The sequence below is a fragment of the Streptomyces lateritius genome, from assembly GCF_014649715.1.
GTDB lineage: Bacteria > Actinomycetota > Actinomycetes > Streptomycetales > Streptomycetaceae > Streptomyces > Streptomyces lateritius.
In genome coordinates, this window is the sequence record NZ_BMTO01000011.1 from 105829 (window position 1) to 119302 (window position 13474).

Sequence of the window (13474 nt, forward strand, 5' to 3'; positions counted from 1 at the left end):
CGACAACCAGGTGACGCAGTTGTCGTGAGACCGAGTTTGTCGGTTCGGCAGTTTTCGGCGTGGCTCCGGGACAGAGTCCGCCGCACCTTTTCCCGCGCGTTCTCTCGCGCCCCGCGGGCGATCCCTGATCGCGCCCGTATCGCCGCCTTCAGTCGTCACTCTTCCCTCCCTGGAGTCCCCTGATGGACACCCCTCTCTCCACCATCGCCGTCGTCGGTCTCGGCACCATGGGCGCGGGCATCGCCGACGTCCTCGCCCGGTCCGGCCGTGAGGTCATCGGCATCGACATCAGCGAGGCCGCCGCCACCCGTGCCGTCGCCGCGCTGGAGGCCTCCACCGCCCGTGCGGTGGCCCGTGAGCGGATCACCGAGGAGGAGCGGCAGGACGTTCTCGCCCGCTTCCGCACCTTCTCCGACCTCCAGGCGGCCGCGGACGCCGATCTCGTGATCGAGGTCGTGCCCGAGTCGTACGAGGCCAAGCAGGAGGTCTTCCGGGCCCTGGACGCCGTCGTCCGGCCCGAGGCGATCATCGCCACCGGCACCAACGCGCTCTCCGTCACCCGCCTGGCCGCCGACTCGGCCCACCCGGAGCGCGTCCTCGGCCTGCACTTCTTCACCCCGGTCCAGGCGATGAAGCTGGTGGAGATCGTCTCCTCGGTCCTGACCGCGCCGCAGGCCGTCGCGGCCGTCACCGACCTCGTGCACGACCTCGGCAAGGAGCCCGTCGCCGTCGGCGACCGCCCCGGCTTCGTCGCCGACGGACTGCTCTTCGGCTACCTCAACCAGGCCGCCGCCATGTACGAGGCCAAGTACGCCTCCCGCGAGGACATCGACGCCGCCATGCAACTGGGCTGCGGTCTGCCGATGGGCCCGCTGGCGCTGCTCGACCTGATCGGCATCGACACCGCCCGTACCGTCCTGGAGGCGATGTACAGCGAGTCGCGCGACCGGCTGCACGCCCCCGCCCCCATCCTCAAGCAGCTCAGCGAGGCGGGTCTCACCGGGCGCAAGTCGGGGCGCGGCTTCTACTCGTACGACGCGCCGGGCTCCGCCACCGTGGTCCGCGACGCGCTCACCCCGCTGGAGAGCGCCGGCACCGTCCCGGGCCGGGAGGTCCGCTCGGTCGGTGTCGCCGGCTCGGGAACGATGGCCTCGGGCATCGCCGAGGTCTTCGCCAAGGCCGGTTACGACGTCGTCCTCGCGGCCCGTTCGCAGGAGAAGGCCGACACCGCCAAGGCCCGGATCGCGAAGTCGCTCACCCGTTCGGTCGACAAGGGCCGGATGACCGCCGAGGCCCGTGAAGAGACGCTGGCCCGGATCACCCCGGCCGGCGCGCTGGACGCGTTCGCCGAGGTGGACCTGGCCCTGGAGGCCGTCGCCGAGGACCTGGAGATCAAGCGGCAGCTCTTCGCGACGCTCGACAAGGTCTGCAAGCCGGGCGCGGTGCTCGCCACCACCACCTCCTCGCTGCCGGTCGTCGCCGTCGCGCGCGCCACCTCGCGCCCACAGGACGTGATCGGCATGCACTTCTTCAACCCGGCCCCGGCGATGAAGCTGGTCGAGATCGTCCGTACGGTCCTGACCGCCGACGACGTCCACGCCACCGTCCGCGAGGTCACCGGGAAGATCAAGAAGCACCCGGTGGACTGCGGCGACCGGGCCGGTTTCATCGTGAACGCGCTGCTCTTCCCGTACCTGAACAACGCGATCAAGATGGTCCAGGAGCACTACGCCACGCTGGACGACATCGACGCCGCCATGAAGCTGGGCGGCGGCTACCCGATGGGTCCGTTCGAGCTCCTGGACGTCGTCGGCCTCGACGTCTCGCTCGCCATCGAGAAGGTGCTGCACCGCGAGTTCCGCGACCCGGGCCTGGCTCCGGCGCCGCTCCTGGAGCACCTCGTGGCGGCCGGCTGCCTGGGCCGCAAGACGGGGCGCGGCTTCCGCGAATATGCCCGACGCTGAGCCCGCCGCGGGCTGGGGAGGGTTGCTGAGCCCCGGGAGCGCCTCCGGCATCCCGGGTCAGGCGCCGGGCGACCCTCCCCCACCTGGGCACACTCCCGCACCGATGCAGTACGTTCAGGACATGTCCAAGGCCGCTAAGTCACCCCGTGCCACGTCCGCGTCCGGCTCCGAGACCACGGAGAGCGCGGCCGGCACCCGCGCGGCCGCCCAGCGTCTGAAGATGCGCCGCGAGCTGGCGGCCGCGGCCATGGAGCTCTTCGCGACCAAGGGGTACGAGGCCACCACCGTCGACGAGATCGCCGCGGCGGCAGGGGTCGCGCGGCGGACCTTCTTCCGCCACTTCCGCTCCAAGGAAGAGGCGATCTTCCCGGACCACGACGACACTCTGGTCCGGGCGGAGGCGGTACTGAATGCCGCGCCGCCGCACGAGCACCCGCTGGACACGGTGTGCCGGGGGATCAAGGAAGTCATGAAGATGTACGCCGGTTCGCCGGCGGTCTCGGTGGAGCGTTACCGGCTGACCCGCGAGGTGCCGACCCTGCGGGAGCGCGAGATCGCCTCGGTGGCCCGCTACGAGCGGCTGTTCACGCGCTATCTCCTCGGCCACTTCGACGAGCGCGACCATCACGACGGCAACGACGACCCCCTGCTCGCCGAGGTGGCCGCCTCGGCGGTCGTCACCGCCCACAACCACGTGCTGCGGCGCTGGCTGCGGGCGGGGGGCCAGGGCGATGTGGAGGCGCAGCTGGACCACGCCTTCGCGATCGTGCGGGAGACGTTCGGCTCGGGCATAGGCGCCCGCCCGGCCTCGCAGGCAGCGCAGGCGCCGCATTCCGCCCAGGCCGCTCAGCAGGCGTCCGCCCCGTCGGCCACGCCGCAGGGAGACCGGCAGCGGGCCGCCCAGGCCCCTGCGGCCACCGCCTCGGCCGAGGGGGGCGTACTCGTCGCCGTGGCGCGTACGGACGCGCCGCTGGACGAGGTCATGCGGACCATCCAGCAAGCGCTCAAGAGCGACTGACCAGCACTCTTTCACGAGGAGAGCCGCCCCGAGGGGGGCGGCTTTCGTCGTTTTCGTACAGGCTTCTCCCCTACTTTCGATCGATCATCGCTCATGTGTGACCGACGGATTGCATCTGAGTGAAATTGTTGGCACGCAGTGCCTTGTCACGTGACACGCCGTGCCATACGTTGATGGTGTCCGGGCGGCCGGCGCGCAGAGGTCTCCTCGTGCGCCGGCTGTCCCCACAAGCGATCGTGATTGTGCGCCCGGACGCCTGCGTCACAGGCAAACTTCAGCGCACAGCTTTGCTTCCTCAGCGCCTTTGTCACGAGCAAAGGCGGAGCGCAGCGGAGCCGGCGCGGCCGACAGCACCACCCGCCGAACCGACGGCACACCTCCACAGCACCACACCACCCCGTCCCCGCGGGGGGCTCCCTCATCGCCCCCCTCAGACACCGCACCGCCGGAGGCAATCCCGTGAAGGAAATCCTGGACGCGATCCAGTCGTCGGAGTCCACCTCCGCAGACTTCGCCAACATCAAGCTCCCCGAGTCGTACCGCGCGGTGACCGTGCACAAGGACGAGACCGAGATGTTCGACGGTCTCCCCAGCCGCGAGAAGGACCCGCGCAAGTCGCTCCACCTCGACGACGTGCCGCTCCCCGAGCTCGGCCCGGGCGAGGCCCTGGTCGCCGTCATGGCCAGCTCCGTGAACTACAACTCGGTCTGGACCTCGATCTTCGAGCCCGTGTCGACCTTCGGCTTCCTGGAGCGCTACGGCCGGCTCAGCGACCTCAGCAAGCGTCACGACCTGCCCTACCACATCATCGGCTCCGACCTCGCGGGCGTCGTCCTGCGCACCGGCCCCGGCGTGAACTCGTGGAAGCCCGGCGACGAGGTCGTGGCGCACTGCCTCTCGGTCGAGCTGGAGTCCTCGGACGGTCACAACGACACGATGCTCGACCCCGAGCAGCGCATCTGGGGCTTCGAGACCAACTTCGGCGGCCTCGCCGAGATCGCGCTCGTGAAGTCCAACCAGCTGATGCCGAAGCCGGACCACCTCAGCTGGGAGGAGGCGGCCTCGCCCGGCCTGGTCAACTCCACCGCGTACCGCCAGCTGGTCTCCCGCAACGGCGCCGGCATGAAGCAGGGCGACAACGTCCTGATCTGGGGCGCGAGCGGCGGACTCGGCTCGTACGCCACCCAGTTCGCGCTGGCCGGCGGCGCCAACCCGATCTGCGTCGTCTCCAGCGACCAGAAGGCGGACATCTGCCGCTCGATGGGCGCCGAGGCGATCATCGACCGCAACGCCGAGGGCTACAAGTTCTGGAAGGACGAGCACACCCAGGACCCGAAGGAGTGGAAGCGCTTCGGCAAGCGCATCCGCGAGCTCACCGGCGGCGAGGACATCGACATCGTCTTCGAGCACCCCGGCCGTGAGACCTTCGGCGCGAGCGTGTACGTCACCCGCAAGGGCGGCACGATCACCACCTGCGCCTCGACCTCGGGCTACATGCACGAGTACGACAACCGCTACCTGTGGATGTCGCTGAAGCGGATCATCGGCTCGCACTTCGCCAACTACCGCGAGGCGTGGGAGGCCAACCGCCTGATCGCCAAGGGCAAGATCCACCCGACCCTCTCCAAGGTCTACTCCCTGGAGGACACCGGGCAGGCCGCCTACGACGTCCACCGCAACCTCCACCAGGGCAAGGTCGGCGTCCTCGCGCTCGCGCCCCAGGAGGGTCTGGGCGTGCGCGACGAGGAAATGCGCGCGAAGCACATCGACGCCATCAACCGCTTCCGGAACATCTGAGGCCCAGACATGACCGAGCGCCAGAAGAAGGACCGTCCGTGGCTCATGCGGACGTACGCCGGTCACTCGACCGCCGAGGCGTCCAACGAGCTGTACCGGCGCAACCTCGCCAAGGGGCAGACCGGCCTCTCGGTCGCGTTCGACCTGCCGACGCAGACCGGCTACGACCCCGACCACATCCTCGCCCGCGGCGAGGTCGGCCGGGTCGGGGTCCCGGTCTCGCACCTCGGTGACATGCGCCGGCTGTTCCAGGACATCCCCCTGGAACAGATGAACACCTCGATGACCATCAACGCCACGGCGATGTGGCTCCTGGCGCTCTACCAGGTGGTCGCGGAGGAGCAGGGTGCGGACGTCACCAGGCTCCAGGGCACCACGCAGAACGACATCGTGAAGGAGTACCTGTCGCGCGGGACGCACGTCTTCCCGCCCGGCCCGTCGCTGCGGCTGACGACGGACATGATCACCTACACGGTGAACCACATCCCGAAGTGGAACCCGATCAACATCTGCAGCTACCACCTGCAGGAGGCGGGGGCCACTCCGGTCCAGGAGATCTCGTACGCGATGTCCACCGCGATCGCGGTGCTCGACGCGGTCCGCGACTCCGGCCAGGTCCCGGCGGACCGTTTCGGCGAGGTCGTCGCACGGATCTCCTTCTTCGTGAACGCGGGCGTCCGCTTCATCGAGGAGATGTGCAAGATGCGTGCCTTCGGCCGCATCTGGGACAAGGTCACCCGCGAGCGGTACGGCATCGAGGACGCCAAGCAGCGCCGCTTCCGCTACGGCGTCCAGGTCAACTCGCTCGGTCTGACCGAGGCGCAGCCGGAGAACAACGTCCAGCGGATCGTGCTCGAGATGCTGGCCGTGACGCTCTCCAAGGACGCACGCGCGCGTGCCGTGCAGCTGCCCGCGTGGAACGAGGCGCTCGGGCTGCCCCGTCCCTGGGACCAGCAGTGGTCGCTCCGTATCCAGCAGGTCCTGGCTCACGAGTCGGACCTGCTGGAGTACGAGGACATCTTCGCCGGCTCGCACGTCATCGAGGCCAAGGTCGACTCGCTCGTCGAGGAGTGCCTGGCCGAGATCGACCGGATCCAGGAGATGGGCGGCGCGATGGCCGCCGTCGAGTCCGGCTACCTCAAGTCGCAGCTCGTCTCCTCGCACGCCGAGCGGCGCGCCCGGATCGAGGCCGGCGACGAGAAGATCGTCGGCGTCAACATCTACGAGACGACCGAGGAGAACCCGCTCACCGCGGACCTCGACACGGCGATCATGACGGTCGACCCGGCCAACGAGGCCAAGGTCGTCGCCAAGCTCCACGAGTGGCGCGACAACCGTGACGAGACCCGCGCCCAGGAGGCGCTGGCCGCGCTGAAGGCGACGGCGGCCGGGGACGGCAACCTCTTCGCCGCCACCCTGGAGTGCGCGCGGGCCGGTGTCACCACCGGCGAGTGGTCCTGGGCGCTGCGGGACGTCTTCGGCGAGTTCCGCGCCCCGACCGGCGTCTCCTCGGCCCCGGTCGCCGTGACCGCCGAGGAGGGCACGCCGCTCGCTCTCGTACGGGAGAAGGTGACGCGGACCGCAGACGAGCTCGGCTCCGGGCGGCTGCGGCTCCTGGTGGGCAAGCCCGGCCTGGACGGGCACTCCAACGGGGCCGAGCAGATCGCGGTACGCGCGCGTGACGCCGGGTTCGAGGTGGTCTACCAGGGGATCCGGCTGACGCCCGAGCAGATCGTCAACGCGGCCCTCGCGGAGGACGTGCACTGCGTGGGTCTGTCGATCCTCTCCGGCTCGCACGCCGAGCTGGTCCCGGACGTCCTCGACCGTCTCCGGGAGGCGGGCGCGGAGGACATTCCGGTCATCGTCGGCGGGATCATCCCGAACGCCGACGCCGCAGATCTGAAGCGTGCGGGTGTCGCCGCCGTCTTCACACCGAAGGACTTCGGTATCACCGAGATCATCGGCCGTATCGTCGACGAGATCCGGAAAGCGAACAAGCTCGACCCTCTGGAGGTCCCCGCATGACCGCCCACCCGTCTCCCACCACCCCCCTTGCCGGAAGCGGCTCCGCCGCTGCCTCTTCCTCGGTGAACCGTCTCCGCCCGCGTCGCTCGTGCCTGGCCGTGCCCGGCTCGAACCCGCGCTTCCTGGAGAAGGCCCAGGGTCTCGCCGCCGACCAGGTCTTCCTGGACCTGGAGGACGCCTGCGCGCCGCTCGCCAAGCCCGAGGCGCGCCACACCATCGTGAAGTTCCTCAACGAGGGCGACTGGACCGGCAAGACGCGGGTCGTGCGGGTCAACGACTGGACGACCCACTGGACGTACCGTGACGTCGTCACCGTCGTCGAGGGCGCCGGCCAGAACCTCGACTGCATCATGCTGCCGAAGGTCCAGGACGCCCAGCAGATCGTGGCGCTCGACCTCCTGCTGACGCAGATCGAGAAGACGATGGGCTTCGAGGTCGGCAAGATCGGCATCGAGGCGCAGATCGAGAACGCGCAGGGCCTCAACAACGTCAACGCGATCGCCACGGCCTCCCCGCGGGTCGAGACGATCATCTTCGGCCCGGCCGACTTCATGGCCTCCATCAACATGAAGTCCCTGGTCGTCGGCGAGCAGCCGCCCGGCTACGACGCCGACGCCTACCACTACATCCTGATGAGGATCCTGATGGCCGCCCGCGCCAACAACCTCCAGGCGATCGACGGCCCCTACCTCCAGATCCGCAACCCCGAGGGCTACAAGGCGGTCGCGCGGCGCGCCGCCGCCCTGGGCTTCGACGGCAAGTGGGTGCTCCACCCTGACCAGGTCGCCGCCGCGAACGAGATCTTCTCGCCCTCGCAGGAGGACTTCGACCACGCCGAGCTGATCCTGGACGCGTACGACTACTACACGTCCGAGGCCGGTGGCAAGAAGGGCTCGGCGATGCTGGGCGACGAGATGATCGACGAGGCCAGCCGCAAGATGGCCCTGGTCATCTCCGGCAAGGGCCGCGCCGCCGGTATGCAGCGCACCAGCAAGTTCGAGATCCCGGAGGCGTAGGACCATGCAGTTCGGCCGTACCTACGAAGAGTTCGAAGTCGGTGCCGTCTACAAGCACTGGCCCGGAAAGACGGTCACCGAGTACGACGACCACCTCTTCTGCCTGCTGACGATGAACCACCATCCGCTGCACATGGACGTGAACTACGCGGAGAACACGACGGACTTCGGGAAGAACGTCGTCGTCGGCAACTACATCTACTCGCTCCTGCTCGGCATGTCCGTCCCGGACGTCTCGGGCAAGGCGATCGCCAACCTGGAGATCGAGTCACTGCGCCACGTCGCGCCGACCTTCCACGGCGACACCATCTACGGCGAGACCACGGTCCTCGACAAGACTCCGTCGAAGTCGAAGAACGACCGCGGCATCGTCTACGTCGAGACCAAGGGCTACAAGCAGGACGGCACCCTCGTGTGCGTCTTCCGCCGCAAGGTGATGGTCCCCACCGAGACGTACATCAAGGAGCGCGGCGGCGAGCAGCCCGGCCGCCCCGAGCTGATCGAGCCCTCCAAGAAGTCGGAGAAGTAGTCATGGCGCGACTCGCCCAGACCCATGGTCTGACCGATGTGCAGCAGGAGATCCTCTCCACCGTCCGGGACTTCGTCGACAAGGAGATCATCCCGGTCGCGACGGAGCTGGAGCACCGCGACGAGTACCCCCAGGAGATCGTCGACGGGCTCAAGGAGCTCGGCGTCTTCGGTCTGATGATCCCCGAGGAGTACGGGGGCCTGGGTGAGTCGCTGCTCACCTACGCGCTGTGCGTGGAGGAGATCGCCCGCGGCTGGATGTCGGTCTCCGGCATCATCAACACGCACTTCATCGTCGCGTACATGCTCAAGCAGCACGGCACGCAGGAGCAGAAGGAGTACTTCCTTCCGCGGATGGCGGCGGGCGAGACGCGCGGCGCCTTCTCGATGTCGGAGCCGGCCCTCGGCTCGGACGTGTCGGCCATCACGTCCAAGGCGGTCAAGGACGGCGACGAGTACGTCCTCAACGGCCAGAAGATGTGGCTGACGAACGGCGGGACGTCCAACCTGGTCGCCGTTCTCGTCCGAAGTGACGAAGGACACCCGGAGGGCACCGCCCCCCACAAGTCGATGACGACCTTCCTCGTCGAGAAGGAGCCCGGCTTCGGAGAGGTCCGCCCCGGCCTCACGATCCCCGGGAAGATCGACAAGATGGGTTACAAGGGCGTCGACACCACCGAGCTCATCATGGACGGACTGCGCATTCCGGCCAATCGGGTGCTCGGCGGGGTCACCGGCCGAGGGTTTTACCAAATGATGGACGGTGTCGAGGTCGGGCGCGTCAATGTGGCGGCCCGTGGTTGCGGCGTCGCTCAGCGTGCGTTCGAACTGGGTGTCTCGTATGCCCAGCAGCGCCACACCTTCGGCAAGCCGATCGCCCAGCACCAGGCGATCCAGTTCAAACTGGCCGAAATGGCTACCAAGGTCGAGGCCGCTCATGCGATGATGGTCAACGCAGCACGCAAAAAGGACTCCGGGGAGCGAAACGACCTCGAAGCAGGGATGGCGAAGTACCTCGCCTCCGAATACTGCAAGGAAGTCGTCGAGGACGCGTTCCGTATCCATGGCGGGTACGGGTTCTCGAAGGAGTACGAGATCGAGCGCCTCTACCGCGAGGCTCCGATGCTGCTCATCGGCGAAGGTACCGCCGAGATCCAGAAAATGATCATTGGTCGTCGGCTGCTCGAGGAGTACCGATTCCAGGGTTGATTGTCGCTTTTGAGCCGGTTCGGCCGCGAAGAAGATCACACCCTGTCATCTTCTTCCGGCCGCCGACTCGGCTTCTGGCTTGCCCAGTTGCGCCCCGCAACCGATAGCATCGCCGGAAAGCCGCCGTCCCCCGCCAGTGCGGCATCACCCGCTACGAAGGTCATCCATGCCCCACAGCCAAACCTCTGCACACCGCGACAGCCTCGCCGGCGTACGCCTCGCGCGCGGAGCATCGCCGTGGCTTCTGCCGACCGTCGCCACCGCGGCGCTCAGCCTGGCGCGCTCGCGCAGGTCGAGGCGCGCCGCGGCCATCGCCGTGCCCACCACCGCGCTCGCGGCCGGCATGCTGTGGTTCTTCCGCGACCCCGAGCGGGAGATCGCTCAGGGCCGGGTCATCTCCCCCGCCGACGGTGTGGTGCAGAGCATCATGCCGTGGAAGGACGGACGCACCCGGGTCGCCATCTTCATGAGCCCGCTGAACGTCCACGTCAACCGCGCGCCGCTGGCCGGCACGGTGACGTCCGTGGAGCACATCCCCGGCGGGTTCGTCCCGGCGTTCAACAAGGAGAGCGAGAACAACGAGCGCGTTGTCTGGCACTTCGACACCGAGCTCGGCGACATCGAGATGGTGCAGATCGCCGGGGCCGTGGCCCGCCGCATCGTTCCGTACATCCCGCAGGGGACGAAGGTCGAGCAGGGCGAGCGCATCGGTCTGATCCGATTCGGGTCGCGCGTTGACATCTACCTTCCGGAAGGTGTCGACGTCGCTGTCGAGGTCGGTCAGACCACGACCGCAGGGGTGACTCGCATTGACCGTGATTGATCCCGACACCCGGGCCGCGGAATGGGTCGCCGACGCGACCGAGGACGCCGCAGAAGAGGCCGAGGAGATGCCGCTGTCGTTGAGGCTGTCCATAGCGGACGCCCTCACGCTCGGTAACGCCACGTGCGGATTCATGGCGGTGTACTTCACCACCACCGGCATCCTCATCCCGCACCTCACGGGCAGCGCCGAGACCGGCATGGCACGCAACAGCGCCGCCACCGCCGTGATCCTCATGCTGGCCGCGGCGATCTTCGACCTCTTCGACGGCATCGTGGCGCGCAAGCTGCGTTCGTCGCCGATGGGCGCCGAGCTCGACAACCTCTCGGACCTGATCAGCTTCGGTCTGGCCCCGGCCTACTTCGTACTCGTGTACGGCATGGTCACGCCCGGCGCGCAGCAGAAGGTCTCGGCGGTGGCCGCGATCGTGGTGCTGCTCGCGGTGGTGCTGCGGCTGGCGAGATTCTCCTGCGTGACCATGAAGGACGGCATGTTCCAGGGCATGCCGAGCCCCTTCGGCGCGCTCACGGTGGTCTCGATCGTGCTCCTGGAGCTGCCGTTCATCCCGACGCTGCTCGCGATCATCGGTGTCGCCTGGCTGATGGTGAGCCGGGTCGAGTACCCCAAGCCGCGGGGCGTCCTCGCGGTGGCGATGCTCGCCTGGATCGTCGGTGCCATGGGGATGCTGGCGGCCTGGGCGTTCGACGCGCCGGGCGGACAGTTCCTGCTGCAGACGGGCTGCGCGCTGCAGGTGGTGATGGGCGCCGTGATCCCCCTCTTCGCGACCGCCCGCAGGGTGAACACCTTCCGCGGCAGCCGCCGCGAGAGCCGCGAGGCTCGTGCGGCGCAGCTGCCCTAGGGACACGCGTACGACACGAGATGGGCCCGGAGACTTCCGTCTCCGGGCCCATCTCGTTCCTCGGTCGTGTCCGGAAGGTAGCGCCGTCTGCCCGCAGGGCAGGGCCTGCGGCGTCTGGTGCGTGCGATCGCGAGGCGGAGGATCGCCCTCGTACCGGGCGCACTCGGGTGATCCCGACAACGCGGCGAGCGTGCGTGCCAGGCGTCGCGGGCCAGGCGGGACTCTACGGACACGGCCACCTAGGGCAGCTGTTTGTAGTACAGCGTGGTGGGGCGGAGCGTGCCGGTGGGGTCGGCGGCGAAGTCGGGGATGACGCCGGCCGGGGTCCAGTCGGCCTTGCGGTAGAGGCCCTCGGCGGGGCTGTCGGTCTGGGTGTCCAGGATCAGCAGGGTGAGGCCCTGGGCCACCGCGTGCGACTCCGCCGTGGCGAGGAGGCGGGCACCGAGGCCCTGGCCGCGGGCGGTGCGGTGGACGATCAGCCGGGCGATCTCGCCGCGGTGGCGGCCGTTCGGCTTGTCGGTACGGACGAGAGTGACCGCGCCGAGGATCTCGTCTCCGGTGCCGTACGCCGCCCACACCTCCCGTACGCCCCGCTCGGCCTCGTCGGCGACCTCCCGCCACCAGGAGGCGGCCTCGCCGGGTTCGAGGGGCGCCAGGAAGCCGAGGGAGGCTCCGCCGTCGACGGCGTCCACGAGGAGGGCGGCGAGGCCGTCGGCGGCGTGGGCTCGGATCCGCGCGGGGCCGAGCCGCTCGACTTGCGGGGCGGGGCTCAGGACCCTCTCCAGGCAGAGCAGGCCGGGGCGGTCGTCCCAGGGGTGGACCGGCCGGAAGCCGAGCCGGCGGTAGAGCGCGAGGGCGTGTTCCCGCCAGAGCCAGACAGAGAGGCGCACGGAACGGGCTCCGGTCGCCTCGGCGCGGCGCAGGGCCTCGTCCATCAGGGCGGCCGCGGCGCCCCGCCCGCGCGCGGCGGGGTCGACCCAGAGGCGCTTGATCTCCGGTGCCCCATGGGCGCGCGGCGCGCTCAGGACCACCACGCCGGCCGCCGTCTCCGCCCCGTCCACGGCGAGCAGGACGGTGTCGTCGGCGAGGGCGGTCTCCGGGGTGAGCACCTCGGCCCGGTAGGCGGGCGGCAGCTCGGCGGGCGAGCCGGCCGGGGTGCCCTTCTCCGCCTCCGTGCTCAGGTGGTAGGCGGCGAGGAGGGTGGAGATCCGGGGGTCGCCGAGGGCGGCGGGCCGGACGGTGAGGAAGTCGTTCATGGCCCGAGCTTCACACTCGGTTGTTACCCCAAGGTGACGACATGCTCATGCCTACGATGATCACATGCATGTGTTCCTCGCGGGCGCCACGGGCGTGATCGGCCGGCTCCTCCTCCCCCTGCTCCTCGACGCCGGCCACCGCGTGACCGGCGTCTCCCGCTCGGCCGAGGGCGTCGAACGGATCCGCGCGAGCGGCGCGGAGGGCGTACGGGCCGACGCGCTGGATCCACGGGGCCTGCGCCGCGCCGTCGCCGAGGCCGCCCCCGACGTCGTGATCCACCAGCTGACCGATCTCGCCTCGGCCGACGGCGCGGCCAACAACCGGCTGCGCCGCGAGGGCACGCGCCACCTCGTGGACGCGGCGCGGGCCGCGGGCGTGAGCCGGATCGTCGCGCAGTCGATCGGCTGGGCGTACGCGCCCGGGGACGGTCCCGCCGACGAGTCCGTACCGCTGGACCGCACGGACGATCAGCCGCGGGCGCGGATCGTGGGAGGGGTGCGGGCGCTGGAGACACAGGCCGCCGAGCTGCCGGAGGGGGTGGTCCTGCGGTACGGCGTCCTCTACGGTCCCGGCACCTGGTACGCCCCCGGCGGGCCGGTCGCGGCGGCGCTGCGCGGCGACGACCGGGCCCGCTTCCTCGGCAGCGTGGCGGCGGACGCCTCGGTGAGCTCCTTCGTCCACGTCGAGGACGCGGCGAAGGCAGCCGCCCTGGCCCTGGAATGGCCGGCGGGCGTGTACAACGTGGTCGACGACGAGCCCGCCCCCGCCCACACCTGGGTCCCGGTGCTCGCGCGGGCCCTCGGCTCACCGGCCCCCGCGCGGACGGCGGGCGGTGCGCCCTGGGCCCGGGGCGCCTCGAACGCCCGGGCGCGGGCAAACGGCTGGACACCGGCGTACCCGTCCTGGCGCGAGGGCTTCGCCCGCCAGGGGAGCTGACGACGGCCGGGCCGTCCCGCCGCGGACCACGCGGCGGGACGG

At 69.7% G+C, this 13474-nt stretch carries 11 protein-coding genes; 10 read left to right on the plus strand and 1 reads right to left on the minus strand.

Features of this window, described 5'->3' with window-relative positions; genetic code table 11:
- Positions 1–182 precede the first annotated feature (182 nt).
- The 9 genes from IE136_RS22950 to pssA all read left to right on the plus strand — a co-directional run bounded on the left by IE136_RS22950 (position 183) and on the right by pssA (position 11239).
- Positions 183–1964 carry a 3-hydroxyacyl-CoA dehydrogenase family protein gene (locus tag IE136_RS22950; RefSeq protein WP_158992061.1) on the plus strand — a complete coding sequence of 594 codons (1782 nt, stop codon included), beginning with the start codon at positions 183–185 and terminating at the stop codon, positions 1962–1964.
- A 121-nt stretch (positions 1965–2085) separates the two neighbouring features.
- Positions 2086–2982, plus strand: a complete 897-nt coding sequence (locus tag IE136_RS22955; RefSeq protein WP_189601271.1) for a TetR family transcriptional regulator — start codon at positions 2086–2088, stop codon at positions 2980–2982.
- A 459-nt stretch (positions 2983–3441) separates the two neighbouring features.
- Positions 3442–4779: a crotonyl-CoA carboxylase/reductase gene (gene ccrA / locus IE136_RS22960; protein ID WP_158992057.1), complete on the plus strand. Its 1338-nt coding sequence runs from the start codon at positions 3442–3444 to the stop codon at positions 4777–4779.
- Positions 4780–4788: 9 nt separating this feature from the next.
- Positions 4789–6804 carry an ethylmalonyl-CoA mutase gene (locus IE136_RS22965; RefSeq protein WP_158992055.1) on the plus strand — a complete coding sequence of 672 codons (2016 nt, stop codon included), beginning with the start codon at positions 4789–4791 and terminating at the stop codon, positions 6802–6804.
- Positions 6801–7820, plus strand: coding sequence for an HpcH/HpaI aldolase/citrate lyase family protein (locus IE136_RS22970; protein ID WP_158992053.1), 1020 nt, complete (start codon positions 6801–6803; stop codon positions 7818–7820). Before IE136_RS22965 ends, IE136_RS22970 begins: the two co-directional genes overlap by 4 nt.
- A 4-nt stretch (positions 7821–7824) precedes the next feature.
- Entirely contained in the window at positions 7825–8349 is a 525-nt protein-coding gene (locus IE136_RS22975) for a MaoC family dehydratase (protein WP_019890462.1), read from the plus strand.
- Positions 8350–8351: 2 nt separating this feature from the next.
- Positions 8352–9557 carry an acyl-CoA dehydrogenase family protein gene (locus IE136_RS22980; protein ID WP_158992051.1) on the plus strand — a complete coding sequence of 402 codons (1206 nt, stop codon included), beginning with the start codon at positions 8352–8354 and terminating at the stop codon, positions 9555–9557.
- Between the two features lie 166 nt (positions 9558–9723).
- Entirely contained in the window at positions 9724–10380 is a 657-nt protein-coding gene (locus tag IE136_RS22985) for a phosphatidylserine decarboxylase (protein ID WP_158992049.1), read from the plus strand.
- On the plus strand, positions 10373–11239 hold the full coding sequence (gene pssA / locus IE136_RS22990) for a CDP-diacylglycerol--serine O-phosphatidyltransferase (protein ID WP_158994853.1): 867 nt from the start codon (positions 10373–10375) through the stop codon (positions 11237–11239). The genes IE136_RS22985 and pssA overlap by 8 nt, the downstream gene beginning before the upstream one ends.
- A gap of 239 nt (positions 11240–11478) precedes the next feature.
- On the opposite strand, the gene IE136_RS36605 is transcribed toward pssA, so the two are convergent.
- Complete coding sequence (locus IE136_RS36605) at positions 11479–12495, minus strand: GNAT family N-acetyltransferase (protein ID WP_158992047.1); 1017 nt, start codon at positions 12493–12495, stop codon at positions 11479–11481.
- 64 nt (positions 12496–12559) lie between these two features.
- On the opposite strand from IE136_RS36605, the gene IE136_RS23000 reads away from it, so the two are divergent.
- Entirely contained in the window at positions 12560–13432 is an 873-nt protein-coding gene (locus tag IE136_RS23000) for an NAD-dependent epimerase/dehydratase family protein (RefSeq protein ID WP_158992045.1), read from the plus strand.
- Positions 13433–13474: the final 42 nt, after the last annotated feature.